Source organism: Trueperella bernardiae, from assembly GCF_030246965.1.
In the GTDB taxonomy this organism is placed as follows: domain Bacteria; phylum Actinomycetota; class Actinomycetes; order Actinomycetales; family Actinomycetaceae; genus Trueperella; species Trueperella bernardiae.
In genome coordinates this window covers 1,848,481-1,872,667 of sequence record NZ_CP127099.1, presented here as the reverse complement: position 1 = coordinate 1,872,667, position 24,187 = coordinate 1,848,481, and the positions used below count along the sequence as shown (strand labels likewise).

23 protein-coding genes, 3 tRNA genes and 1 CRISPR repeat array are annotated in these 24,187 nt (G+C 65.5%); of the genes, 11 read left to right on the top strand and 15 right to left on the bottom strand.

Going from position 1 to position 24,187, the window contains the following annotated elements:
* Window positions 1-5: 5 nt before the first annotated feature.
* The 4 genes from cas1 to QPC17_RS08605 all read left to right on the top strand — a co-directional run bounded on the left by cas1 (window position 6) and on the right by QPC17_RS08605 (window position 3,854).
* The gene (cas1, locus tag QPC17_RS08620; protein WP_285347540.1) at window positions 6-878 is read left to right on the top strand and encodes a type II CRISPR-associated endonuclease Cas1; all 873 of its coding nucleotides are present in this window, start codon (window positions 6-8) and stop codon (window positions 876-878) included.
* A complete protein-coding gene (cas2, locus tag QPC17_RS08615) occupies window positions 878-1,198 on the top strand; it encodes a CRISPR-associated endonuclease Cas2 (RefSeq protein ID WP_311590625.1) in 321 nt (106 codons plus the stop codon). The genes cas1 and cas2 overlap by 1 nt, the downstream gene beginning before the upstream one ends.
* Window positions 1,199-1,247: 49 nt before the next feature.
* A CRISPR array of direct repeats spans window positions 1,248-2,436; the repeat unit is 36 nt; unit sequence GAAGTCTATCAGGGGGAAAGCGAACTGATTCCCAGC.
* A 185-nt stretch (window positions 2,437-2,621) separates the two neighbouring features.
* Window positions 2,622-3,593, top strand: coding sequence for a diaminopimelate dehydrogenase (locus QPC17_RS08610; protein ID WP_285347234.1), 972 nt, complete (start codon window positions 2,622-2,624; stop codon window positions 3,591-3,593).
* A gap of 6 nt (window positions 3,594-3,599) precedes the next feature.
* A complete protein-coding gene (locus QPC17_RS08605; protein WP_285347233.1) occupies window positions 3,600-3,854 on the top strand; it encodes a hypothetical protein in 255 nt (84 codons plus the stop codon).
* 400 nt (window positions 3,855-4,254) lie between these two features.
* On the opposite strand, the gene QPC17_RS08600 is transcribed toward QPC17_RS08605, so the two are convergent.
* Both QPC17_RS08600 and QPC17_RS08595 read right to left on the bottom strand, forming a co-directional pair.
* Window positions 4,255-4,327 (bottom strand) — tRNA-Arg (locus tag QPC17_RS08600).
* A 355-nt stretch (window positions 4,328-4,682) separates the two neighbouring features.
* Window positions 4,683-6,251 (bottom strand): SLC13 family permease, encoded by a 1,569-nt coding sequence (locus QPC17_RS08595; RefSeq protein WP_062612961.1) that lies wholly within the window; start codon window positions 6,249-6,251, stop codon window positions 4,683-4,685.
* 462 nt (window positions 6,252-6,713) lie between these two features.
* Between QPC17_RS08595 and QPC17_RS08590 the strand changes: the two genes are divergently transcribed.
* The 4 genes from QPC17_RS08590 (at window position 6,714) to QPC17_RS08575 (ending at window position 9,346) form a co-directional block, all read left to right on the top strand.
* Window positions 6,714-7,112 carry a hypothetical protein gene (locus tag QPC17_RS08590; protein ID WP_062612963.1) on the top strand — a complete coding sequence of 133 codons (399 nt, stop codon included), beginning with the start codon at window positions 6,714-6,716 and terminating at the stop codon, window positions 7,110-7,112.
* Between the two features lie 297 nt (window positions 7,113-7,409).
* Complete coding sequence (locus tag QPC17_RS08585) at window positions 7,410-7,790, top strand: GntR family transcriptional regulator (RefSeq protein ID WP_062613162.1); 381 nt, start codon at window positions 7,410-7,412, stop codon at window positions 7,788-7,790.
* 3 nt (window positions 7,791-7,793) lie between these two features.
* Window positions 7,794-8,498: an ATP-binding cassette domain-containing protein gene (locus QPC17_RS08580; RefSeq protein WP_068539322.1), complete on the top strand. Its 705-nt coding sequence runs from the start codon at window positions 7,794-7,796 to the stop codon at window positions 8,496-8,498.
* On the top strand, window positions 8,495-9,346 hold the full coding sequence (locus tag QPC17_RS08575) for a hypothetical protein (RefSeq protein WP_285347232.1): 852 nt from the start codon (window positions 8,495-8,497) through the stop codon (window positions 9,344-9,346). The genes QPC17_RS08580 and QPC17_RS08575 overlap by 4 nt, the downstream gene beginning before the upstream one ends.
* 78 nt (window positions 9,347-9,424) lie before the next feature.
* On the opposite strand, the gene QPC17_RS08570 is transcribed toward QPC17_RS08575, so the two are convergent.
* The 8 genes from QPC17_RS08570 to serS all read right to left on the bottom strand — a co-directional run bounded on the left by QPC17_RS08570 (window position 9,425) and on the right by serS (window position 15,672).
* Window positions 9,425-9,628, bottom strand: coding sequence for a hypothetical protein (locus QPC17_RS08570; RefSeq protein WP_062612969.1), 204 nt, complete (start codon window positions 9,626-9,628; stop codon window positions 9,425-9,427).
* Window positions 9,629-10,305: 677 nt separating this feature from the next.
* A tRNA-Ser gene (locus tag QPC17_RS08565) sits at window positions 10,306-10,394 on the bottom strand.
* Between the two features lie 62 nt (window positions 10,395-10,456).
* Window positions 10,457-10,999, bottom strand: coding sequence for a GNAT family N-acetyltransferase (locus QPC17_RS08560; protein WP_068539030.1), 543 nt, complete (start codon window positions 10,997-10,999; stop codon window positions 10,457-10,459).
* Window positions 11,000-11,011: 12 nt separating this feature from the next.
* Window positions 11,012-11,614: an ArsR/SmtB family transcription factor gene (locus QPC17_RS08555; RefSeq protein ID WP_068539031.1), complete on the bottom strand. Its 603-nt coding sequence runs from the start codon at window positions 11,612-11,614 to the stop codon at window positions 11,012-11,014.
* On the bottom strand, window positions 11,611-12,969 hold the full coding sequence (locus QPC17_RS08550) for an MFS transporter (RefSeq protein WP_285347231.1): 1,359 nt from the start codon (window positions 12,967-12,969) through the stop codon (window positions 11,611-11,613). Before QPC17_RS08550 ends, QPC17_RS08555 begins: the two co-directional genes overlap by 4 nt.
* A 289-nt stretch (window positions 12,970-13,258) precedes the next feature.
* Window positions 13,259-13,349: transfer RNA gene (locus QPC17_RS08545), tRNA-Ser, on the bottom strand.
* Between the two features lie 173 nt (window positions 13,350-13,522).
* Entirely contained in the window at window positions 13,523-14,386 is an 864-nt protein-coding gene (locus QPC17_RS08540; protein ID WP_285347230.1) for an HAD family hydrolase, read from the bottom strand.
* A 2-nt stretch (window positions 14,387-14,388) separates the two neighbouring features.
* Window positions 14,389-15,672, bottom strand: coding sequence for a serine--tRNA ligase (gene serS, locus QPC17_RS08535; protein ID WP_062612981.1), 1,284 nt, complete (start codon window positions 15,670-15,672; stop codon window positions 14,389-14,391).
* Between the two features lie 217 nt (window positions 15,673-15,889).
* Here serS and QPC17_RS08530 point away from each other — a divergent pair, with 217 nt between their 5' ends.
* Complete coding sequence (locus QPC17_RS08530) at window positions 15,890-17,101, top strand: diacylglycerol/lipid kinase family protein (RefSeq protein ID WP_285347229.1); 1,212 nt, start codon at window positions 15,890-15,892, stop codon at window positions 17,099-17,101.
* A 58-nt stretch (window positions 17,102-17,159) separates the two neighbouring features.
* On the opposite strand, the gene pheA is transcribed toward QPC17_RS08530, so the two are convergent.
* Complete coding sequence (gene pheA, locus QPC17_RS08525) at window positions 17,160-18,095, bottom strand: prephenate dehydratase (protein ID WP_285347228.1); 936 nt, start codon at window positions 18,093-18,095, stop codon at window positions 17,160-17,162.
* 38 nt (window positions 18,096-18,133) lie between these two features.
* Between pheA and QPC17_RS08520 the strand changes: the two genes are divergently transcribed.
* Window positions 18,134-20,392, top strand: coding sequence for a hypothetical protein (locus tag QPC17_RS08520; protein ID WP_285347227.1), 2,259 nt, complete (start codon window positions 18,134-18,136; stop codon window positions 20,390-20,392).
* An 86-nt stretch (window positions 20,393-20,478) separates the two neighbouring features.
* Here QPC17_RS08520 and QPC17_RS08515 read toward each other — a convergent pair whose 3' ends face one another.
* Both QPC17_RS08515 and QPC17_RS08510 read right to left on the bottom strand, forming a co-directional pair.
* Entirely contained in the window at window positions 20,479-21,249 is a 771-nt protein-coding gene (locus QPC17_RS08515) for a glycosyltransferase (protein ID WP_068539036.1), read from the bottom strand.
* Window positions 21,250-21,310: 61 nt separating this feature from the next.
* Window positions 21,311-22,168: a DUF5926 family protein gene (locus tag QPC17_RS08510; RefSeq protein WP_251769500.1), complete on the bottom strand. Its 858-nt coding sequence runs from the start codon at window positions 22,166-22,168 to the stop codon at window positions 21,311-21,313.
* A gap of 115 nt (window positions 22,169-22,283) precedes the next feature.
* Here QPC17_RS08510 and QPC17_RS08505 point away from each other — a divergent pair, with 115 nt between their 5' ends.
* Window positions 22,284-22,412: a hypothetical protein gene (locus QPC17_RS08505; RefSeq protein ID WP_256359270.1), complete on the top strand. Its 129-nt coding sequence runs from the start codon at window positions 22,284-22,286 to the stop codon at window positions 22,410-22,412.
* Window positions 22,413-22,513: 101 nt separating this feature from the next.
* Here the strand turns inward: QPC17_RS08505 and QPC17_RS08500 are convergent, their stop codons facing one another.
* Both QPC17_RS08500 and upp read right to left on the bottom strand, forming a co-directional pair.
* Window positions 22,514-23,539, bottom strand: a complete 1,026-nt coding sequence (locus tag QPC17_RS08500) for an alpha/beta hydrolase (protein WP_062612993.1) — start codon at window positions 23,537-23,539, stop codon at window positions 22,514-22,516.
* Entirely contained in the window at window positions 23,539-24,177 is a 639-nt protein-coding gene (upp, locus tag QPC17_RS08495) for a uracil phosphoribosyltransferase (RefSeq protein WP_062612995.1), read from the bottom strand. Before upp ends, QPC17_RS08500 begins: the two co-directional genes overlap by 1 nt.
* Window positions 24,178-24,187 lie beyond the last annotated feature (10 nt).

The window sequence follows — 24,187 nt, the reverse complement described above, 5'->3', positions numbered from 1 at the left end:
CATCAATGACGGGGAGAATCGGTTCCTTACGTGGAGCAATCGAAATCACCCGCCAGGGCGAAGCCCCGGTTGTTGTACCAGTAGCGGACGTCGCTGTGGTGATCGTGGGGATTAATGTCTCATTCTCATCGGCTGTGATGCATAGGTTACTGGAAAACGACATCGCGGTTCTGTTCTGCGATTGGAAAGGTGTCCCTGAGGGGGCTGCATACCCGAACAATGACCATAGCCGTGTCGGAGCGAGGCACCTGGCGCAGGCTAACCTTTCTGTTCCACGGAAGAAAAACGCGTGGGGAAGGATCGTTAAGGCGAAGGTCGCGGGTCAAGCCAAAGTGCTTCAAGCCCAAGGGCTAGCTCAGGCACGCGATTTGACCGCTTTGGTTCATGAGGTGAGGTCGGGCGATCCCGCCAACGTTGAGGCTCGCGCGGCGAGAATCTACTGGCAGGCGCTAAGCCCACAAGAGCGGTTTAGGCGAGTACCGGGCCAGGGTAGGGAGGGACAATTCGTTCGAAACGCCCACCTTGATTATGCCTACACGATTCTGCGCGGGCATGGCATTCGAGCAGTGATGGGAGCAGGGCTATCGCCCACACTGGGAGTATTCCATCGTGGAAGAGGTAACTACTTTTCACTCGTTGATGATTTGATGGAACCTTTTAGGCCAGCTGTTGATGCAGCTGTCTTTGAGTTACCTTGTGATGCTCCGATCGAAGACCCGGAGGTACGGCATCATCTTGTCGGCACCGCATCACGCGTATTTGCGTCTGACGGCACTCGGATTCCGTCGTCCTTCGCTGCACTTGCCCAACAATACGGTAGGTATGTCGAAGGTGACGTTGCGAAGCTAGACACCGAGCCTTGGTGCGGTGTTGTGTGATGGCAGATGAGCCAATGTGGTGCGTAGTAATGTTTGATCTGCCTACGAAGACGAAGGAGAACCGTCGCCAGTACACCAGTTTCAAAAACCTCCTGCTTGATAATGGTTTTGTGAGAACTCAGTACAGCGTTTATGCGAAGTACTCACCGTCGGGAGTCTTGTCGAGCAGAACCGTGTCACTCATTAAGTCGGGTGTGCCACCGCAGGGTGAGATCAGGATCCTACATGTATCGGATAAGCAGTGGGCAAATACCATCAGATTCTTCAACGCAACCGAGGAAACGATCCAGGAAGAGCCTGAGCAGCTCATGTTTTTCTGATATCAAATGGCTAGATTGTGGCGTCATGGTAGGGGAAACCTTTCCCCCTGAAGTCTATCAGGGGGAAAGCGAACTGATTCCCAGCGCATCATCAATCTTGAACATTTTCGTGTGAAGTCTATCAGGGGGAAAGCGAACTGATTCCCAGCCCTTTTGCGCCCCTCCCTTGCTTGCACCGAAGTCTATCAGGGGGAAAGCGAACTGATTCCCAGCGCTTTCTTGTTGAGCTCACGGGCCGCCTGAAGTCTATCAGGGGGAAAGCGAACTGATTCCCAGCTGCGGGTTAATAACGACGCCATCGGCGCGAAGTCTATCAGGGGGAAAGCGAACTGATTCCCAGCTGGCCGTTCGAGTCGCGCTTGAGGCGCAGAAGTCTATCAGGGGGAAAGCGAACTGATTCCCAGCGTTGAGGTTGACCACATCCCCGACGTCAGAAGTCTATCAGGGGGAAAGCGAACTGATTCCCAGCGGGAAAGATCGGCGGCGGCGTCGAGCACGAAGTCTATCAGGGGGAAAGCGAACTGATTCCCAGCGCCGCGAGTGTGTCGTTCGTGGCGCGGAGAAGTCTATCAGGGGGAAAGCGAACTGATTCCCAGCTGTTTACGGCTAATTGGCTATGCGCCGCGAAGTCTATCAGGGGGAAAGCGAACTGATTCCCAGCAGGTAAGACAGGACAGAGACTTTTAGGAGAAGTCTATCAGGGGGAAAGCGAACTGATTCCCAGCAGGTAAGACAGGACAGAGACTTTTAGGAGAAGTCTATCAGGGGGAAAGCGAACTGATTCCCAGCAGTTCGACCACACCATGTCCAGCACACGGAAGTCTATCAGGGGGAAAGCGAACTGATTCCCAGCGTGCGGGCGCTCTCCCTTATAGGAGGTGGAAGTCTATCAGGGGGAAAGCGAACTGATTCCCAGCACCTGTGACGTAGGGAGTGCATCGAGTAGAAGTCTATCAGGGGGAAAGCGAACTGATTCCCAGCAGGTGAGCGAAGTTCGACCACTTGCGGAGAAGTCTATCAGGGGGAAAGCGAACTGATTCCCAGCGAGCGCGCGCTGCAGAGATCGCAGGGCTTGAAGTCTATCAGGGGGAAAGCGAACTGATTCCCAGCTGCGCGGCGTCCACGATGAGCGCGATGAGAAGTCTATCAGGGGGAAAGCGAACTGATTCCCAGCGCGCGCTTGACGTGCCAGTAAGCGTTGCGAAGTCTATCAGGGGGAAAGCGAACAGATTCCAGGCTTTTCCTCCCACGGGCAGGTAATTCTCACGCAGCCGAATACAGACACGAAGTGGTGGTTCTTAACGTGCCGCATCATGTCCTGTCGAACCAGTCCGACCCCCACCGTCCGCTCCGTGACCCGCCCTTCTCTTCCGCTCGCAGTTTTGCCACACTAGGCACTAGTTCACCAGCGAAAGAGGGGCTCATGATTCGTGTAGGCATCAACGGGTACGGCAATCTGGGCCGCGGCGTGGAACTGGCGCTCGGCCGCCAACCGGGCGTGGAGGGCGTCGTCGTCTTTACTCGCCGCGATCCCGCCACTGTCACCACCCTCGGCACGCCCGTCGTGCACGTCGACCGCATGGAGGAGTACGTGGGCCGGCTCGATGTCGTCGTGAACTGCGGCGGCTCCGCCACCGACCTCGACGTCCAGGGCCCCGCCGTCGCCGCGCTGTTCAACACGGTCGACTCCTTCGACACCCACGCCAACATCCCCGCCCACTTCACCGCGCTCGACGACGCCGCCCGCGCCGCCGGCACCCTCGCCCTGATCTCCGCCGGTTGGGACCCGGGCCTGTTCTCGATGCTGCGCGTGCTCGGCGACGCCGTCCTCCCCACCGGTGCCACCACCACGTTCTGGGGGCCCGGTGTCTCGCAAGGGCATTCGGACGCGATCCGCCGCATCCCCGGCGTCGTTGACGCCAAGCAGTACACGGTCCCCGTCGAGGCGACGGTCGCGGCGGTCAAGGAGCACAGCGACGTCGACCTCACCCCGCGCACCATGCACAAGCGCGCGTGCTACGTGGTGGCCGAGGAGGGCGCCGACCGCGCCGCCATCGAGCGCGCCATCGTTGAGATGCCGAACTACTTCGCCGACTACGACACCACCGTCACCTTCCTCACCGCCGCCGAACTCGCCGCCGACCACGCCGGCATGCCGCACGGCGGCCAGGTGATCCGCACGGGGATGACGGACGACGACGTCGCCGCCACAGTCACGTTCAGCCTCGAACTTGGGTCGAATCCCGAATTCACGGGGTCGGTGCTCGTGGCCTTCGCGCGGGCAGTGGCCCGGAAGGCCGCCGGCGGGCAGACCGGGGCGATCACCGCGTTTGATGTGACGCTCGGGGAGCTGTCGGCCGTGAGTGCGGAGGAACTGCGGGCGCACTTCCTGTAGAGGAGGTTGCTTGGGCAGGCGCTGGGCGGGCTGTCCGCTCGCCACGTGCGGCGGGTGCCGGCGCGCTGGCGCTACGTCCTCGACGTGCTGGTTGGCCTGGCCACCGGCTTTATGTTCTACGGGAAGCAGACCGCGTTTGAGACCCGTGGGTTGGAGGGCGGGCTGGCCATGGTGGGGTTCATCGCACTGCTGTTGGTCGGCTTGGATGGGTACCTGGGCCGGCGGTGGCAACTGGCCGAGGGGGAGCCGGGCCAAGGCTGAAGGACGGCGAGGTGCTTGCGGGACGATTTCGGCCACGTCTGCACACATGCGCAGATGTGACTCAGATCGTCCCGGAAAGATTGAGTGGAGGCCGGTACTCGGGCCAGCGTCCGCAAGCGGCTCTTCCCAATTAAAGGTGTAGGGCGAGGCCCGCCGAGCAGGGCGCCGATAATCCGGGTAGCCGGCCCAGTTGCTACTTGGGAAGAGCCCGGTAAGCCCAGTCTGGCCTATAAACCCGAACTCAAGTTAGACCGAATCTAACTCTTACTTTTTGGCTTTGTAGCAACGAAAGATAGCCCGAAATCAAACGCAATCTGGCCGATAAGCCGATAAGCCTAAGCCTAGTTTCGGCAAAACAAACGGCTCAGCGGGATTCTAGATCAACCACTGAGCCGATGTGCGCGCCCGGAGGGACTCGAACCCCCAACCTTCTGATCCGTAGTCAGACGCTCTATCCGTTGAGCTACGGGCGCTTTGTTCTCTTGAACAGCGTTTACTTTACGCGCCAAACCCGCGAGATGCCACTTGGGCCGGCGTGGTCTTGATTACGTGCCGCCTGCTGGCCCGAGGTTGCGTGCGGCGGTCAGCCCCACCGTTTCGACACACGCAAAGTGTTTTCTCGTCACGTAAACCCCTGATTTGAGTGACGAGAAAACACTTTGCGTGACGTGAAACCGAAAGCGGAGGCGAGGCGGGCGGTGAGCCGAGCCTGCGAAACCCGGGATCGGACGCGCGCCGACCGCGCCGTCGGAACGGGGCTCTGGGCCGACGAAACCGGCCCCGCGTCCTCCGCCCGGAGCTGTGGCCCCGCCCGCGCCGGCCGCCCGCCTACAGGCTGAAGCCCAGCAGCATCGGCCCGAACACCAGCGTCCACACCGTGATCATCACGATGCCGAGGATGTTGAGCCACAGGCCGGCCTTGACCATCTGTGCGATGGAGATGTAGCCCGAGCCGTAGGCGATCGCGTTCGGCGGAGTGGCCACGGGAAGCATGAAGGCGCAGGTGGCGGCGAGGGCCACCGGGATCACGAGCAGCTGCACGTCCACGCCCATGCCGATCGCCACGGCGCCGATGATCGGCAGGAAGGCCGCGGCGGTGGCGGTGTTGGACGTCATTTCGGTGAGGAAGATGACGATCGCGGCCACGCCGGCGATGATGATGATCGTGGGCAGCCCGGCCATCGACCCGGCCACCTCGCCAATCCACACCGACAGCCCCGAGCTCCCGAACGCTGCAGACAGTGACAGGCCGCCACCGAACAGCAGAAGCACGTCCCACGGGATGTGCTTGGCGGTCTCCCAATCCAGGATTGCCACGCCCTCGCTCGGCTTGGCCGGCGTAATAAAGAGGACCATCGCGAGGATCATGGCGATCGTGGAGTCGGAGATGGGGCCGTCGGGCCAGAAGGTGGGGATGATGATCCAGGCGGCAGCGGCGGCCACGAAGATCAGGCCAACGATCTTCTCCTGTGCGGACATTGGCCCCATGTCGCGCAGCTCGCGCTCGATGAGCTCCTTACCGCCGGGGATCTCGCTCACCTCGGGCTTGTACACCCGCACCAGCAGCTGCCAGGCCACCAGCAGGAACAGCCAGGCCATCGGGGTGGCGAAGAGCATCCACTTGCCGAACGACAGCGTGATGTCATGCGTGTCCTGCAGGTACCCGCGCAGCAGCGCATTTGGCGGCGTGCCGATCAGCGTGGACAGCGACGCGATCGACGCCGCGTACGCGATCCCCAGCATGAGCGCGGTGCCGAAGTTGGACAGGCGGGGGCCGTCGTCGTCGCCGACATGCCCGATCGTGGAGAGCACGGAGATGCCGATCGGCAGCATCATGACGGCGGTCGCGGTATTCGACACCCACATCGAGAGGAAGCCGGTGGCCACCATGAACCCGAGCACGAGCCGCGTGGGCTTCGTGCCGATCGCCCGCACGATGGTGAGCGCGAGCCGCCGGTGGAAGTTCCACCGTTGCATGGCGAGCGCGAGGAAGAACCCGCCCATGAACAGGAAGATCGTGGAGGAGGCGTAGGCGCCGCCGGCCTCCTTGAAGCTCATGATCCCGAAGATGGGGAAGAGCGTGACGGGCACGAGCGCGGTGGCGGCCAGCGGGATCGCTTCGGTCATCCACCACACGCCCATCATGACCGCGATGCCCGCGGTGATGGCGATGTTGGTGGCACTGGTATCCATCTCCTTCGCGGCGAATTGCTCGAGCAGGGAGGCGGAGAGCTCTTTGGGGAAGATGAAGTAGACGATCAGCCCGGCCACGACGCCGGCCGCCAGCCCGCCGAGGTGGCGCAGCCAGGGGTGGCCTTGGGGCATGATCGTTTCGTCGTGGTGGTCTTGGGAACCTGCGGAAATGGGGGAGTCTTTGATGAGATTCGGCGTGCTCATGACGACCTCTCTTGGTGGGTTTTGTGCGGCTGGCCTGGTGCGGCGGTGAAGCGATGCCCGAGGGCACGACGTTGTGTCCTCGGGGGCTTGGTGCCATCCTAGGAAGGTTTTCGCCGGCGGATTGTCTCAATATCAAGATGTTACCGAATTGTTATCAACGACGACGTCGAGGCCGGTGTTCGCCCTCGCGCGGGCTATCGCCGTTTCGGCACACGCAAAGTGTGTTCTCGTCACCTAAATCCGCGATTTGAGTGACGAGAAAAGGCTTTGCGTGACGTGAAACGGGGGTGGGCGTGGTTGCCGGGTTGGTGACGTGAAAGCGGGGTGGGGTGGGGAGAAGCTGGAGGGTGGGCGGGGAGCCGGGCGGGCGGCGTCGTGCGGAAGGGGCAAGGTGGCACCCGCCACTTGGGCGGACGCGGCCGATAGAATGCCGGCAGGAGGCCAAACGAAGGAGGGATCGGCATGGAGGCGCAGACCCGGCTGGACCCCTGTGAGGTCGTGGACCGATTCCCCGCCGAGCTACAGGCGGACGCGCGGGCACTGTACGGGCTGCTGAAGTCCGTGACGGGGCACGAAGCCGTGATGTGGGGGCCGTCCGTCATCGGGTTCGGGGAGAAGGTGCCGGTGTGTGTGGATGAGTCGTCGCCGGATGGGTTCGAGATCGGGTTTTCCCGTCGGGGCACGAAGCTGGTGCTCGTGCTGCGCCGCTACTCCGAGTACTACGCGCCGATCCTGGCCCGGCTGGGGTCGGTGCCGTTTGGGCGGAATGCGATTGTGCTGCCAGCCTTTGACGAGCTTGACGAATCCGTGTTGCGCGAACTGATCGAGACCGCGTGGGAGGACCGCACGCGGGCCGACTAGCACGTGTTCCTGTTGCGGTGGCGGGCGCCCGTGCCCGCCGCCCTGGCTTGTCCAGCCCGGCCAGTGCCCGAGGGGTGACCTGTCGGGCTCGTGTTGCTAACCGGTGAGTCTGGAAGCTCTCGTTGCCAAAATCGGTCCTTTCGGTCCCAGATTCACCAGTTGCCCACGCCGGGTGGGTGTGAGCTGAGCCCAGCGCAGTGAAATGGGCCGACCGTCGTCGTGAAGAGGGCCTTGCCCTGCGTAACTGTGTCGGTGTATTATGTGCGTAATACAGCAACACAAAGGAAGGTGGTGTACGTGGACTTCGAAGCCGGAATCCCGATTTGGATGCAGCTGGTGGACGAATTCACCCGCCGGATCGTTAGCGGCGCATGGGCGCCGGGCGCGCGCGTGCCCTCCGTGCGGGAACTCGCGGCGGAGCTCGGGGTCAACCCCAACACCGCCCAGCGCGCACTCGCCGAACTCGAACGCCGCGAGCTGTGCCGCACCGAGCGCACGGCCGGCAGATTCATCACCGACAGCGCCGAACGGGTCGACGCCCTGCGCATCGAACTCGCCCAATTGTCGGCCGACGACTACATCCGCGCAGCCCGCGGCCTCGGCCTCACCCACGAACAAGCGCAGCAGCTCATCACCTCGAGTTGGCACAGCTACGACCTCAACCCCGAAGGGAGATAACCCATGAACGAGCGTGAACCGCTGCTCCACATCCGCGACCTGCGCAAGAGCTACGGCGACGTCCAGGCGCTCGCCGACGTCAACCTGGACCTGGAGGCCGGCCGCATCGTCGGGCTCCTCGGCGAAAACGGTTGCGGCAAGACCACGCTGCTCAAGACCATCGCCGGCGTCAACGCCGGCTACAGCGGCGAGGTGCGTGTGCTCGGCAACGCGCCCGGGCCGGAGACCAAGGCAGTCACCGCGTTCCTGCCCGATAGCGAATTCCTGCCGCGCAAGCTCGCCGTGCGCTACTGCCTCGACCTTTACGACGACCTGTTCGCGGACTTCGACCGCGCCCGCGCCCTCGACATGATCGGCAACTTTGGGCTGAATGAGTCGATGAAGCTGTCGGAGATGTCGAAGGGCATGAGGGAAAAGGTGCAGGTCTCGCTGACGATGGCGCGCCGCGCGAAGCTCTACCTACTCGACGAGCCCATCAGCGGCGTCGACCCCGCCGCCCGCGAAGGCATCCTCCAAGCGATCCTCGACAACCTCGAATCCGACTCGCTCCTCGTCATGTCCACCCACCTCGTCCACGACCTCGAGCCGGCTCTCGACACGGTCGTCTTCATGCGCCACGGCCAGATCACCATGACCGGCGACGCCGACGACCTCCGTTCCGAACACGGCCTCAGCATCGACCAGCTCTTCCGAAAGGTGTACCGATGATCGGCAAACTGCTCAAGCATGAATTTATCCGTACGCGCGGGATTATCGGAGTCGTGGTCGGCGCCGCCCTCGCCGCCATCGCGCTCGGGTGTGCGCTCATGGCGTTTCGCATCCCGGTTCTTAATGAATTCGGCGTGGTGCTCGGCCTGCTGCCGGTGATCGTGCTGGTCCCGGCCCTGCAGATCATCCTGGCTGTGGACTTTTGGCGCTCCAGCTTCCGCTCGGAGGGCTATCTGACGCACGCGATCCCGGTCAAGGGCTCCACGATCTACTGGACGAAGCTGGGGTGGGCGATGATTGTGACCGCCGTGGCGCTGGTGATCGACTTCCTGCTGCTTGCGCTCGTGTGGTTCGTCGTAGGCACGACGCTCGGCGCCGCCTTCTTCGATCCCGATCCGAACCTGTTCGCCGTTGTGGGTGAGGTGCTGCGGAATGCGGGCCAGGTGGTCCCGGTCCCGGTGCTGTATGGGCTGGTCATCCCACTGTTGCTCATCGGAGTGTTCTTCATGTGGCCGGTGTTCTTCACGTTCGTCGCCACCGTGGGAAGCGAGGGGCGCTTCGGCCGGATGGGCGCGGGCGGGCCGATCGTCGTCGCGATCGTGGCATGGATCGCGTGGCAGGTGGCGGCGGTGATCTCGCTGGCGGCAGTGCCGTTCGGGCTCGACATGTCGATGATCGAGAGGGGCGGGGCCCCCGAGTTCGTCCACTATGGCATGGCGCAGCTCATCGCCGCCGACCCGGACAGCGAAGTGATGCCGCTCGGCATGTTCGTTGGCATGGCGATCATGATCGTGGTGTTCCTGTGGTTGTCGCGCCGCTCGTGGAACAAGAAGGTGGAGCTGAACTAACGGGCGCTGTTGCTAACTCGTGAGTCTGAGAGTTTTCGTCGGGAAAACCGGCGGTCTTGCTCTCAGGCTCACGAGTTTTTACGCCGGAGCGAGCGCGCTTGGGGTCGTTCGCGGGGCCGCAAGAATGGGTGTCGTCCTTGTGGACCTGGATGTCAATCCGGCGCCGACCGCAAGAGCGTATCCGATGAGGGTGGACATTTTCGAGCTGTTGCGCGGATCTTCGATTTTCGCCGCCTCCTGGTGGGAGATTATCAGCTCCTTGGCCAGATCTTCCTGGCGCATCTCGCGCTCCTTGCGGATTTCCACAAGTCATGTCGTGACCTGGCGAAGCTGGGTATACATCTCGATTGAGCTGAGTGTGCCGGGGCGGTGACGTCGATCCCGAGCTGGTCATAGATGCCTATGGCGAGCCTCCTTATCATACAAGCATGCAACCACTGGGTTGCAGTTATCTATCTAGGGATCTTCTCGATCGAGGGTATTCGGCAGAACTCGTGAATATACCGGCTGGCGATTTCTGTAGAGGCCTGGCGGATCTTAGGTTCACGAGTTGTGTCGGCCGCAGCCGGTACCGGGCACGACCTGGGGCCGGTGTCGGGCAGCGCGTGGGCCGGCGGCACGGATTATCGGCGTCCGGCCCGGCGGATCCCAAGCCTCACCCCTAATTGGGAAGAGCCAATTAAATTCACTGGACGATTTTGGCGCCATCTTTCCTATATGAGGTCATGGCGTCAAAATCGTCCACTGTTGTTAAGTGGCTCGCTCGATTGGGTATCAGAGCCTTGGTTCAATAGGCAAAATGTGGGTCTAATACTTGGATTTTTCGTTGCTAGGACACGGAAAGTCCGGGTCTTTGAGGGCTAGCTTGCGAGGGCGTGGCAAGGCCCGAAATTGTTTAGTCATTCGCGGACAAGGAAAAGCCCGGAAACGTTGATTTCGCGCGGTTTCCGGGCGCTGGGCGGAGACGGCGGGATTTGAACCCGCGAGCCACGTTTCCACGGCTACTCCCTTAGCAGGGGAGCGCTTTCGACCACTCAGCCACATCTCCAGGCTTGATCAGAATAGCGGATATCGCCCGGGCGGCGCCAATTTACCGCAGCCCCGGCGCCGTCAGGCGCGTCGCTGTCGTGCAAGCCATGCGTCCCTGGTCATCGCGTTGACGTGAACGGTTCGCTTCTCGTGTAACCGCGGGATGTCGACGTCGTGGAGAGTCTCAACATGCACGAAGCCGAGCTTTTCCTGGACGCGCTTTGACTGGGTGTTGCCGTCGTAGAACCTGCACCAGACCTTAGTGATGCCGATGTCTTCAAAGGCGTGGCGAAGAATCTCCCGGGCGGCTTCCGGTGTGAGCCCACGGCCCCAGTACGGTTGGCCGATCCAAAAGCCGAGGTTGCACTCGTCGGCGGGTGTGTCCTTGCTGTCGACCTTGAGTTCGATAGATCCGACAAGTCTGCCGTCATCTTTCAGGCACATGGCATACGCCTCCGGGCCGTCCAGGAAGTTTCTGATGATTCCGAGGCTTTCCTCAACGCTCTTATGCGGTGGCCACCCCGCCATCGGACCTATGGCGGGGGCGCTGGCGTAGTGGAAGAGGTCGGTTGCGTCGCGTTCTTCCCATTGGCGCAAGAGTAGTCGTTCGGTCTCAAGTGTCATGTTCGCTTACCTCTACTCCTTGGCGGGCGCGGCGTATCCAATCGGCAGGAGCGAGAATCGGAAGTCGTAGCGGATCGCGCCCGGCCCGGCATCGGCGGGCTTGGCGTCGGCTGGCCCGGCGCCTGCCGGCTGGGTGTCTTCGTCCGGCGTCGCCGGGCGCCCCACATACCGCTCGACAAGTGCGGAAAGTTCGTCGGCGAGTGTGCGGGCGTCGTCGAGGCTGAGGGTGAGGACGGTGTCGCCGTTGGCGAAGGGGAGGACGACGCCGGCGTCACGCTGCTGGGCGGCGAAGGCCTCTGAGCGGTCGCGGACGTGCTGGTCGAGGAGGGTGAGCGCGGCGGTGAGGCCGGGGGCGAGCTCCGGGTCGTCGACCTGCCACCCGCCCGGGACGGCGGACCACCAGGTTTCGCGGGCGTCGTCGCCGGGCTGCTTGGTCACGACGCCGGCCGCCCCGAGTTTCTTCAGGTGGTAGGAGACCTTGTTGGGCGCGAGTTCCACGGCCTGCGCGAGGTCGGAGGTGCGGGCGCGCCCGGCTGCCGTGATCTCGTACAGGAGCTTGAGCCGCACGGGATTGGCCAGCGCGGCCACGACCTCCGGGGTGGCTATGTTCGTCATAGCTCCACATTAGACCACTCGCCTGGGCGCGGCAGCGAGCGCACCCGCGGCATCGCCGACCAGGTGAGCAAAGGCACGACCATCACCACGATGAACGCCGCCATAGCCACGCTGTAGGCACCCCGGTCGAGCAGCACGCCGGCCAGGGTGGGGCCGGCCGCCATCGGCAACGACGTGATCAGCCCAAACGCCGCCCATAGCCGGCCCTGCATGTGGTCGGGCGCCGTGGAGAAAATGATGGAGTGGTGGCCCGCAGTGGTGATCGCGGCCATGAGGTACAGGCCCATGCACGGGATGATCACCACGAGCTCGCGGCTGAACACCGCCGGGATCAGCACCAACGCCGACGCCGGAATGGCCACCGTGAACACCCGCCCCGTGCGGAAGCGGTTCGAATACCGGCCCGCCAGCGCGGATCCGACCAGTGCAAACACCGCGATCGCCATGTTATAGCCCGCGATTGTGCCCGGCGACCGGCCGTCCAGCACCAGCGCGTACGTGATCGCGTGCTGCGCGCCGAGGAACCCGATGTTCGCCACTGACAGTGGTGCCAGCAATTGCAAGATCGTGGGGTGTTCGCGCAGGTAGGCGAAGCCGTCGCGGACGTCGGTGGTGAAGGTGGTCCACGCTTTCACGACGACGGTCGGGCCGGTGGCGTCGTCGACGCGGGTGGTGGCCGGGGCAGGTGCTGTGGTGGAGGCTGGTTCGGCGGGGGTGGCCGGTTCGGCGGGGGTGGTGCGCGGGCGGAGGTCGCGGCGGATGAGGGAGCCGCACAGGCCAAGGAGGAGGTAGCCGACAACTGAGGCGGCGAAGGGTGCCCACGCGCCCAGGGCGTAGAGGGCGGCGCCGATGGGTGGGGCGCCGAGTTCGATGGTGGCGTCGCGGCCGTGGTTGGCGGCGCTGGCCTTGACGAGGTCCTCGCCGTGGACAAGCGTGCGGAGGATCGCGTCCGTGACCTGGCCAAACAGGCCGGCGTTGATGGCGCCCAGCGAGGTCAGCGTGATGAGGACGGGGAAGCTGAGGGCGCCGGTGACGAAGAGAATCGCGATCGCTGACCAGATGACCGTGCCGAGCGTGGCAAAGAGGTAGAGGATCTTGCGGCGGTCCACCCGGTCGGTGATCACGCCGCCCGGCACCATGCAAATGATGCCGATGACCTGGGAGGCCGTGGCGATGAGGCCCGCCTGCGTGGCCGAGCCGGTGAGGGCGACGACTGCGAGCGGAAGCGCAAAAGCGCGCAGGGCGCCGGCGAGCTGAGAGGAGGTGTCGCCGACGAACCAGGCTCGGTAGTCGTGCTGGCGCCACAGGGATTGGGTTGGGGTTTGGGTGGTGGGTGCGGTATCTGGGGTGATCATGGGACCAGCCTAATGCGGCAATTATAATTGTGCAAATAAAATTGAATTAATGGGGTCTTAAAGGGTGGAGTGCGCTGGAAGTGGGCTGCTAGCGGGTTGGTGTGGCTAACTCGTGAGTCTGAGAGTTTTCGTTTCCAAAATCGGCCATTCGGAGCAAATCCTCATGATTTGTCTACGCGAGCCTTGGCGCCCTGCCCGACCGCGCCCGCGAGCATGTCAGTCACGGCGTTAGCCATGAACGCTGAGAAGGAGGCCCGGAAAGGGCGAGGCGTCGCCCTTTCCGGGCCGGTGGCGGAGGGTGGGGGATTCGAACCCCCGATACGGGATCGCCGTATAACGGTTTTCAAGACCGCCTCATTCGGCCGCTCTGACAACCCTCCAGCGCTCGCGCCGCACGCGCGAGCTACGTGTCATTCTGGCACGTTGGCCGACCCCCTGCCAAAAACTGCCGCCCAATTCGCCCGGCCAGGGGAGAAGGACACGCGGGACGAAGTAGACAATGAGGGGAGAAAGGAGCCAGGTGGTGGAAAGAAAGGCGTCAGGCCAGCCCCGCCTACAGCAGGGCCTCGAGCACGACGGCCAGGCCGTCGTCGTCGACATGGGGTGCCATGGCGTCGGCGAACTCGCGAATGTAGGGGCGGGAATTGGCCATGACGATGCCGGTGTCGGCCCAGGCGAGCATTTCGCAGTCGTTGCCGGAGTCGCCGACGGTCAGGGTCCGCCGCGCGCCCACGATCTTTTGCACGTCGGCGAGCCCCACGGCTTTGGAGATCCCGGCGGGTGCGAGGTCCATCCACGCCGACCACCCCACGGCGTACTCGATGCCGCGTAGCCCGAGCGCCTCAATGGCGTCGAGCAGTTCCATGGCGGTCATGTGGGGTGCGCGGATGGTGACGCGCGTGGTGTCGGGGCCCACCAGCTGGTCAGGCGCGGAGAGCACCACGTTGCCGGAGAGCTCGCCGACCGGGAAGGGTGCGGAGATGCGGGTGGCGGAGCTCATGGACTCGACGGCAATGGCGGCGTCGGGAAGCCCTACGAGGACTTTGGCGATTTCGGCGCTGGGGTCGAAGGTGTGGACGCGGACGATGTGGACGGCCCGGTCGGTGATGAAGGGGGAGACGGGCGTGGTGGGCGCGAGCCCCGGGTCCTCGCCGAACGCGGCGATGATCGCGCCGTTCGAGCACACGGCGTAGACGCCGCTGAGTCCAAGCGCGTCGAGCGCCAGCTGCGTGCCGGCGATCCCGCGCCCGGTGGCGATCACGACGTGCGTGCCCGCGGCTACGTGGGCGAGGATCGCGTCGCGGACGCGGGGCGAGAGTGAGGTGTCGTGGTGGAAGATCGTGCCGTCGACGTCGAGCCCGATAAGCAGATCGGGTCCGGCCGCGAGGCCGGAAAGGGCGTCACTTAGCTCGCGCATTGTTATGCCTGCAGCCCCCGGACCGGCTCAATGACCTCGCGTCCGCCCAGGTAGGGTCGGAGCGCGTGTGGCACGTAGAGCGAGCCGTCGGCCTGCTGGTGGTTTTCGAACATGGCCACGAGCCAGCGGGTGGTGGCGAGGGTGCCGTTGATGGTGGCCACGGCCTCCATCCCGTCCTCCCCGCGCTGGCGGATCTTGAGGCGGCGCGCCTGGAAGGTGGTGCAGTTCGAGGTGGAGGTGACCTCCATGAAGCGGTTCTGGGAGGGCAACCAGGCCTCGCAGTCGAACTTGCGGGCGGCGGAGGCGCCGAGGTCGCCTGCGGCGGTGTCGATCACGCGGTAGGGCAGCTCCACCTTGGCGAGCATGTCCTCTTCCCAGCCGAGGAAACGGGCGTGCTCGGCTTCGGCGTCGGCGGCGTCGCAGAAAGAGAACATTTCCACCTTGTTGAATTGGTGGACACGGATGATGCCGCGGGTGTCCTTGCCGTGCGATCCGGCTTCGCGCCGGTAGCAGGTGGACCAGCCGGCGTAGCGCTTGGGGCCGGCGGTGAGGTCGAGGATTTCGTTTTCGTGGTAGCCAGCGAGTGCCACTTCGGAGGTGCCGGTGAGGTAGAGGTCGTCGGCGGGGAGGTAGTAGATTTCGTCGGAGTGCGCGCCGAGGAAGCCGGTTCCGCCCATGACTTCGGGCTTGACCAGCGTGGGCGTGTTCATGAGTTTGAAGCCGTTGGCTTCGGCCTGGTCGGCGGCCATGGTGAGCAGCGCCAGTTCGAGGCGCGCGCCGATGCCGGTGAGGTAGTAGAAGCGCGCGCCGGAGACCTTCGCGCCGCGTTCCATGTCAAGCGCGTCGATGCCCTCGGCGACGTCGAGGTGGTCCTTGACCTGCACGCCTTCGGCGGCGAAGTCGCGGATTTTCCCGACCTCGCGCAGCACCACGTAGTCGTCTTCGCCGCCGGCGGGCACGCCGTCGACGATGATGTTTTGCAGCTTGAGCATGGCCTCCTGGAAGGCGGCCGCGGCGGAGTCGGACTTCGCTTCGAGCGCCTTGACCTGTTCGGCCATTTCCTTGGCCTTGGCCAGGATCGCGGGGCGTTCCTCGGGGCTGGCCTTGCCAACCGTGCGGGAGAGCGCCTTTTGTTCCGCACGCAGGTCCTCGAACTCCTGGAGCGACGATCGGCGGGCCTCGTCGGCGGCGAGCACGGAGTCGACGTCGGACTCCGCGGCCCCGCGGGCGCGCTGGGAGGCCTTTACTTGTTCGGGATTGTCGCGGATGGTGCGGATATCGATCATGCCTCAAGGATATGCCTTGGCTTACGAACGGGGCAATTGACGTCCGGAACGCTCGGTGCGCGGGCGGGGTGTGAGGGACGACGGCGGCCGGCTTGCGCTCCCCGTTGTGGTGGCGTTGGGCGCGGCTTGCGTCGCCTGCGACGCGGGCGGACCGGGAGAAAAGGGCGCATTTGCGGGCCGGGGAAGAATTGTCGGAGGGTGGGGATAGGATGATTTCATGGATTGGGGAATCGTTGTCGGAGTGCTCGGCCTGGTGGTCGGGCTTTTTGCGCTGTGGTCGGCGGCGCGGGTGAATTCGTCGGCCGATTCCTTGCGCCTCAAGTGTGATGCGAATGAGGCGGAGATTGACGCGCTGCGGGAGCTGGTGGATCCGGGCGGGGGCGCCGCGGAGGCGGAGCCCCCGCCCGGGAAGCAGGCGGGCCCTGTGGTTGTCTTTAATCCGACGAAGAAGACGGATTTTGACTACCTGAAGACCCTGCTGGCCAGAGTCGCCGCGGATGCGGACTTGCCGGAGCCGATCTGGCTACCCACCACCGCGGAGGATCCCGGCGGCGGGCAGACCCGCCAGGCGCTGGAGATGGGCGCCTCGGTGGTGATCGCCGCGGGTGGGGATGGCACGGTGCGCAATGTGGCCGAGGTGCTGGCCGGCACGGGCACGCCGCTCGGCCTGCTCCCGGTGGGTACGGGCAACCTGCTGGCCCGCAATCTTGACCTGCCGTTCACCTCCGCCCGGCGCATGGCAGTCACCGCGCTGACCGGGCAGGAGACCACGATTGACGTGGGGTGGCTGGAAATCCCCGAGGGCGCCCCGGCGCCGCCCGCGCCGGATGCGCCCGGGGCTGGCGAGTCCACGGATCCCGATGCCTCCCAGGCGGCCAAGCCGGGCAAGTATGCCTTCTTGGTGGTGGCCGGCTTGGGTTTCGATGCTGACATCATGGCGGCTGCCGATGAAGAATCGGAGCTAAAGGCCAAGATCGGCTGGCTGGCCTACGTCAAGGCCGCGATGCCGTACCTGCGCGCGGACAGGATGTCGGCCACGATCACCGCTGGCCAGGAGGGGCAGCCGGTGCAGGTAGAGGCCCGCTCGGTCATGCTGCTCAACTGCGGGCAGCTGGTGGGCGGCCTGCTCCTCGACCCGCACACCCGCCCGGATGACGGGTGGCTTGAACTCGGAGTGCTCGACACCCGCCGCGGCCTCATCGGCTGGGTGGACGTGGCGCGCAAAGTCGGTTTCAACGGGCTGGGCCTAAAGCCGGTGAGCATGCCGGGGGTGCAGCCCTCGGGGGACCTCCACATTCACCGCATCAGCTCGGCCACCGTGGTGGCCGAATCCGCCCAACTTGTCCAGGTGGATGGCGACGTGCTCGGCGCCGCCACCACGATCTCCGGTTACATCGACAAGGGCGCGCTGCGCGTGCGCGTGGTGTAACGCGCCCGGCGCGCGAGCCCGCGCTGACCGCCCGCCACATCCGCGGGCCCGGTAAGCCCTACAGCGAGCGCTCCACCAGTGCGTCGACCCAGGCGCGGGCGCCGATGAAGTCGTCGTCGGCGGTGCCGGGCCGCAGCCGGATGCTCTTGTGGGCCGCGGACGGGTAGGACCCGAGGAACGTCACCTTGGGGCACACCCGGTGCAAGCCGAGTAGCACGGCCTGGATGCGTTCGTCCATGAGGTGCCCCTCGGCGTCGATGGAAAAGGCGTACCGGCCGAGTGAATCGCCGATCGGCCGCGACTCGATCCTCGACAGGTTCACCCCGCGTGCCTTGAACTGTTCGAGCATGTTGAGCAGGGCGCCGGCCTCGTCGGTGGGCAGTTGCACCATGAGCGTGGTCTTGTCCGCGCCCGTGCGCTCGGGTAACTTGCCGGCCTTGCCGATGAGGACGAAGCGGGTGACGGCGTCGTGGTTGTCGGCCACGGCGTCGGACAGCGACTCCAGCCCGTACTGCTGGGCGGCCAGCTTCGACACGAGCGTGGCCTGGAAGCCCGGGTTCTCCTCGCGCGCCAGTTTTTCGGCGCCGGCCGCGGTGGACGACGCGGGCAGGTGGACGACGTCGGGAAGATGCTCCCCCAACCAGTTGCGGCACTGCGTCCACGCGGCGTTATGGGTGGAGATGTGGGTGATGTCCTCCATCTTCGTGCCCGGCCGTACGGCAAGCGTGAACGCGATGTCCACCAGCACCTCGGCGTAAATGAGCAGGTCGGAGCCGGCGGCGAGCGTGTCGAGCGTGGCGTTAATCCCGCCCTCCACCGAGTTCTCGATCGGCACCACGGCGTAGTCGGCCTCCCCGGCGCGCACCATCTTGATGGCGCGCGGCGAGTCGATCGCGGGAATGTGGATCGACTCCTCCTCAGTGGAGATCTCGTTCAGCGCCTGCTGGGTGAACGTGCCGCGCGGGCCGAGAAACGAAAAACGAAGCTTGCTCATGGCCGCTAGTCTACCCGGGGCACGCTAGGCTAAATCTCATGGCAAAAAGCATGAGACTCGGGCGCGCCGGCATCGCGATCGTTGTGGGCACGGCGCTCGCGTTGCTCGCCTCGATTTTCCTCCCGCTCCTGCGCCCCGACCCCGAGCCGATGCCGCGCGGTAACAAGGTCGTGTTCGTTGGGATGACCGGCCTGCCGTGGGAAGCGGTCGGCCCGCGCACCCCCACGCTCCTCGCCCTCGCCGAGGACTCCGCCATCGCCAACGTCTCCGTCCGCACCTTCGACCTCACCACCTGCTCGCTCGCCGGCTGGGCCACGCTGAACACGGGCGTGCGCACGCGAGGCCTCGCCGACTCCCAGCAGCCCTGCCAGGAATACGGCGGCACGTTCGTAGGGCGCAGCCTCAGCCAGGACGGCCGCCTGGGCGTGTGGGACACGCTCCTCGAACACAACGAATCCAACCCGCTCCGCCCGGCCTTCGGCGCGCTCGCCACCACGGTCACCGACGCCGGGCTCAGCGTCGCCTCCATCGGCGGCGGTGGCGCGGTTGCCATCGCCGACGACGACGGCCGCCCCCTCGGCCCCGCTCTCGCCGTCTCCTCCTACGGCACGGTCAACCAGGTGGTCGAGGCCTACGAGCTGGTCAGCGACGCCGACCTCGTGGTCATCGACCTGGGCAGCGCTCACCGCGACACCACCCCCTCCTCCCACCTCGAGGCCGCGCTCGTCCCGCCCGGCCAGGTGTCGGCCCACACCCGCGCGGTCGCCGAAACGATAGACAGCCAGCTCGGCGAGCTCATCGCCACCCTCGAACCCGGCACCACCCTCATCGTGTCCTCCATCGGCGACTCCGACCGGCGCGCCGCCCGCCTGCAGATCTTCCTTGAAACCGTGATCGGCGAATCCCACCACGGGCTCGCCACCTCGGCGTCCACCCGCAAGGGCGGCCTCATCCAAAACGTCGACGTCCACGCCGCCATCCTCGACGCCCTCGGCCTCACCGCCCCCGCCACCGCCGCCGGCGCCGCCGTCACCTTCCTCGCCTCCGACGCCGGGCCGGCCACCCTCGTCGACGCCAACGACCGCGCGATCATGACCCGCGCCGTCGTCGTCCTCTTCTACCTCCTCTTCGTGTTCGGGGCCGCCCTCATTTTTGCCGCCATGATCATCACGATCCGCGGCGGGCGCTTTGGCCTCCACCACGTCTTCGCCCTCGGCGTCGTAGCCGCCATGCCCGTGGCCTCCTTCCTCATCAACCTCTTGCCCTGGTGGCGGGCCGGCCGCTTCTCCACGATCAGCTTCACGGTCGGCGTCATCCTCATTGCCCTGGCCATCGCGGAACTGGCGATGCTCGTGGTGCGGCGCGCCACCCGGCGTCGGCTCGCCGAGGAGCAGGCGGAAACCGGCCAGACCAGCGACGTCCTCACTGCCCCCGACGCCGGCGGCCTACCCGCCATCGCGCTCGGCCCCGTCCTCATCGCGTGCCTCACCGCGGTGGTGATTGGCGTGGACGCCATGCTCGGCTCCCACCTGCACGCCAGCTCCGTGCTCGGCGACCAACCCCAATCCGGCGGGCGCTTTTACGGCATCTCAAACGCCCCCTTCGCCATCTGGGCTGTGTCAATGATCTTCCTCGCCGTGGTGGCGGCCCGCGTGCTGGCGGGGAGGTGGATCGCGGTCGGCGTCGTGAGCCTGCTCGGATCCGTGGCGATCTTCATCAACGGCGCCCCACACATCGGCGCCGACTTCGGCGGCCCGCCCCCACTACTCATCGGCTTCCTGCTCCTCATCCTCATGATGCGAGGCGTGCGGATCACGCCGCTGCGGGTGATCGTGGTGGGGGTGGCGGCGGCCGCGCTCGCGGTCGGGATCTCTTGGCTCGACTGGCTCCGCCCCGACCCCACCCACCTCGGCCACTTCTTCCAAACCCTCCTCGACGGGCAGGCGCTCGACGTCGTGGCGCGCAAAGCCCACCAGCTCTTCACGCAGGTGCCGTGGCCCAGCTGGATTGTGGCCGCAGTGGTGTTGACCGGGGTAGTGGTGGCCGTGCGTCGGGCCGGCCTCGATCCCCTGCGCGACCGCACCGACTTCCCCGAACTGCGCGCCGGCGCCATTGCCGCCATCACCACGCTACTCATCGCCATGCTCATCAACGACTCCGGCCTGGTCATCCCGCTCATCGGCGGGATCTACATGGGCGGCCTGTGGGTGATCGCCGGGCTCGACGGCACTGAAAACGAGCGCTACGGGCGCAACGTCTTCGAAACGCCCCTGTCCAAAGAGCACGCGCGTGGCTAACTGGTGAGTGTGAGCAGTTTCGTTCGAAAAACCGGCGGTTTCGGGCCCAAATTCGCTAGTTAGTAACGGGCCGGCCCGCGCTCACCCTACTTGACGGCGCGGAACGGCACGCCCGGCTCGGGAACCTGCCCGGAGCGCTTGCGCGAATGGACCCGGACGCCCCGCATCCGGCGGGCGGTCACGGCCCGGACGACGTCGGCGTACTGGCTGGCCCGGTGCAACTGACCCGCGAGGTCGTTGCCCGAGGGCCGGTGGTAAAGCTTGCACGCGATCTCCTGCACGGTGAAACCCTGGGTGAGCAGGTCGATCGTCATCCCGACCTCCACGCCCCACCCCGGGGCGAGCGGGTGAGCAGCTTCCACGGCCTCGCGCGTGAGGCACCGCTGGCCGGACAGGGGTTGCTGCGCCTCCCAGCCCGTGAGCTTCTTGATCCAACGCCGCGCGTACCCGGTCACCATGCCGTGCCCGCCGGCGCCGGCCTGCGGGGGAAGGTAGGCGATCGTCATGTCGACCTCGCCCGCCAGCACGGGCGCCACCAGAGGGGCGCACTCGATGGCGGAGTCGCCTAGGTCGGCGTCGAGGAAGAGGAGCGTGCGGGGCGTGGCGTCTTCGGCGTCGCGCATCGCCACCACCGATGCGCCCGTCTCCAGTGCCGAGGCCTTGCCACGGTTGACCGAGTGGCGAACCACCGTGGCGCCGGCGGCGCGGGCGACGGAACGCGTGTCGTCGTCGGAGCCGTCGTCCACCACCACGATGAGGTCAACCTTGGGAATGGCGCGCGCGGCACGGATCGTCGCGCCGATGCGCTCCGCCTCATCTTTGGCCGGAATAACGACTGCTACACGTTCGCCCTTCACACGTAAAGTCTAACCATTCCAGGTAAAGAATGTGCAAAGGAATGCGCGAACGTGCAGGAAGTTATCGCAGAGTCACCTGGCGGGAAATGATGCCCGACCGGGTGCGGCGCTCCTCGGGGGAGAGCGGCTCGTCGGATGTGATCGCAGCGATCAGCACCTTCTCGAAGTTGGCCAGCGGGCCCTCGAGCTCCTCCGCCTCGGTGCCCGGGGCCAGCTCGAAGACGGGGATGAGCAGGCCGAGCGCGCGGAAGGCGCCGACGAACCGGGCGTCGTCAAACGAGAGCTCGCGCTTGAAGTGCAGGCGGGCAAGGCCGTCGAGCACCTTATCCTCCGATTCGGGGCGCACCCAGCGCAGGAACTCGCGCTGCATGCGGCACCAGTAGGCGCCCTCCACGCCCTCCACCTGGGTGGTGGGGACCATCTGGTCGGAGGTCTGCTGGATTGCGGCCTGCACGTTGGGATCCTGCGCGTCCTCCGCGTCCACCCAGTACTCGAACGAATCGAGGATCGTGAGCTCGCCGGCGCTGTCCGCATCGAGCACGTCCTGCAGGCGCGGGCCGGGCTCGGGCAGGTCGGCGTGCAGGATGGACTCTCCCGGCTCCAGCTCGAGCGCCTTGACCAGACGGTCTGCGATGTCGAGCGACGCATCTCCCGACGACGTCACCGCTTGCACCGCCACCAGAACTTCGCCGTTCTTGCGGCGCAGCGCCGCCCCCATGCCCGGCAGGATAGTGACGAAGGTGACCTCGCGCGAGCCGTACTCCGGCGTGGTGATCACCGTCAGCGTGGCCGCCGGGATGATCTCGCGCATCGCCACCAGCTCCGCCTCGAACGGCAGGCCCTCAAACGGGCGGTCAACAAACTGGATACGGGGCCTCTTCGGCTTGGCTTCCTTGTTACGGCGGCTGGACTTGCCCATCAAAAGTTCCTGTTCTGTCGGTGCGCGGCGCCGATGCGGGCGCGTTTGGACCAAGACTAGCAAATGCGCTGGCCGCCTTCGGGCGGCGGCGGGCGCCTGTGGATAGACTGGGCTTGTGAATCTTGCAATCTTTATGGCCACCTCCGCTGACCCTACCGCCGTCAAAATCATCCAGTATGTCGGCATTTTCGCCGTCGCGTTCGGCATCGGGGTCCTTGCGCGGCGCTGGTGGAATAACCGGTAACAACGGCGCCCGCGTGGCTGGCCGTCAAATCTCAGGACTCTGAGGCCGGATCGGCCGATTTTGGCAACGAAAAGCTACAGGGTCCTGACATATGCCGAGGGTCAGTAGCGCGTGGCGGTGCTGGTGGCGTCGAGCGCCCAGGAAATCGTGCGCTCGGTGTAGAACGTGCGCGCGGGGGCAGGGGAGAGCGAGAGGTCGTGCCGGCCGCCCGGCACCGCCAACAGCTCGACGTTCCGGCCGAGCTTCGGGGCCAGGCGGACCATGTCGCCCACGTTGAGGACCACGTCCGTGCTGTCCAGCTCGGCGCCGGTGGGCTTCTTAGGGTTGCCCGAGGCGCTCGAATGGGCAACGAGGATCGGCGTCGGGATGGCCAATCCGGCCGCGAGCTGGGCCTGCGCCCGGCGCACGCCCCTGAAGAACCCGGCCAGCACGGGCACGGAATCGAGGGGCTTGTGGGCCGGATCGAAGCGGAACTCGCCGCCGTAGTCCACGTGAAGGCGGCGGGCGTAGGCGGGGTCGAGCTTGCCAATCCGCAACAGCGGTAGCCGCGCGCCCACCCGGTCCACCAGGGCGGTGAGCTGCTTCTTTTCCAGGTCCGGGCCGTTGTGGTCAAACCAGGGCGAGTTCAAGATGATCGCGTCCGCCGCGCCAGGGTGAGCCGCCGCGAAGATCGGCACCTGAAGGCCGCCCGTCGAATGCCCGATGAGGATCACCTTGTCCGCGCCCCACGCGCGCAGCACCTCAATCGCCCGGTCGATCTCCTCGTTGCGCACGGACATGTCGCGGATGTCGTCGCGGTGCCAGCCGATGAGCGCGCGGCCCGCCCGGCGCATGTCCAGGCCCACCAGGGCCACGCCCGCCTCCCGCCACGCCGCGGCATGCTCCACGTGGAAAAACGTGTCCACGAAGCCCGGGATCCACAGGGCCGCCATGCCCGTTCGGGCGACCAGGTCCGCGGCATCGACCTCATGGACCAACACGGCGAACTCAGTGCCGCCGCACGTCGAGCCGTGGGCGCGAGGGGCACCACCGTCGTCGTCGCGAAGATAAATCCTCCGGGCGCGCCAGGACGGGCCCAGGTAGTCCGGGCCGGGGGAGCCGAGCCAGCTAGGCGCGGGGGCGGCCACTAGTCGACGACGCCGTAGAGGCGATCGCCCGCATCGCCCAGGCCGGGGACGATGTAGCCCTTCTCGTTGAGGTGGTCGTCGACGGCGGCCACCACCACGCGCACGTTCGCGCGATCCCCCAGGTGCTCCTCGAGGGTGGCGAGGCCCTCCGGTGCGGCGAGGATGCAGATCGCGGTGACGTCGCGGGCGCCGCGCTCGAGCAGGTAATCGATCGACGCGATGAGGGTGTGGCCGGTGGCGAGCATCGGGTCGAGCACAAAGCACTGGCGGCCCGTCAGGTCATCCGGCAGGCGGTTCGCGTACGTGACTGCCTCCAGCGTCTCCTCATTGCGTTTGAGCCCAAGGAAGCCGACCTCGGCCGTGGGCATCAACTTCATCATGCCCTCGAGCATCCCCAAGCCCGCGCGCAAAATCGGCACGACGATCGGGGCCGGGGTGGCCATCGCGCGGCCCGTCATCGGAGCAACCGGGGTGACGATCTGCTTGTCCACCACCTCCACGTCGCGGGTGGACTCGTAGGACAGCAACATGATCAGCTCCTCGACAAGCTGGCGGAAAACCGTGCTGGGTGTCTTCTTATCGCGCAACACGGTGAGCTTGTGGGAGACGAGCGGGTGATCAATAACCTGGAGTTTCATAGCTCTAATC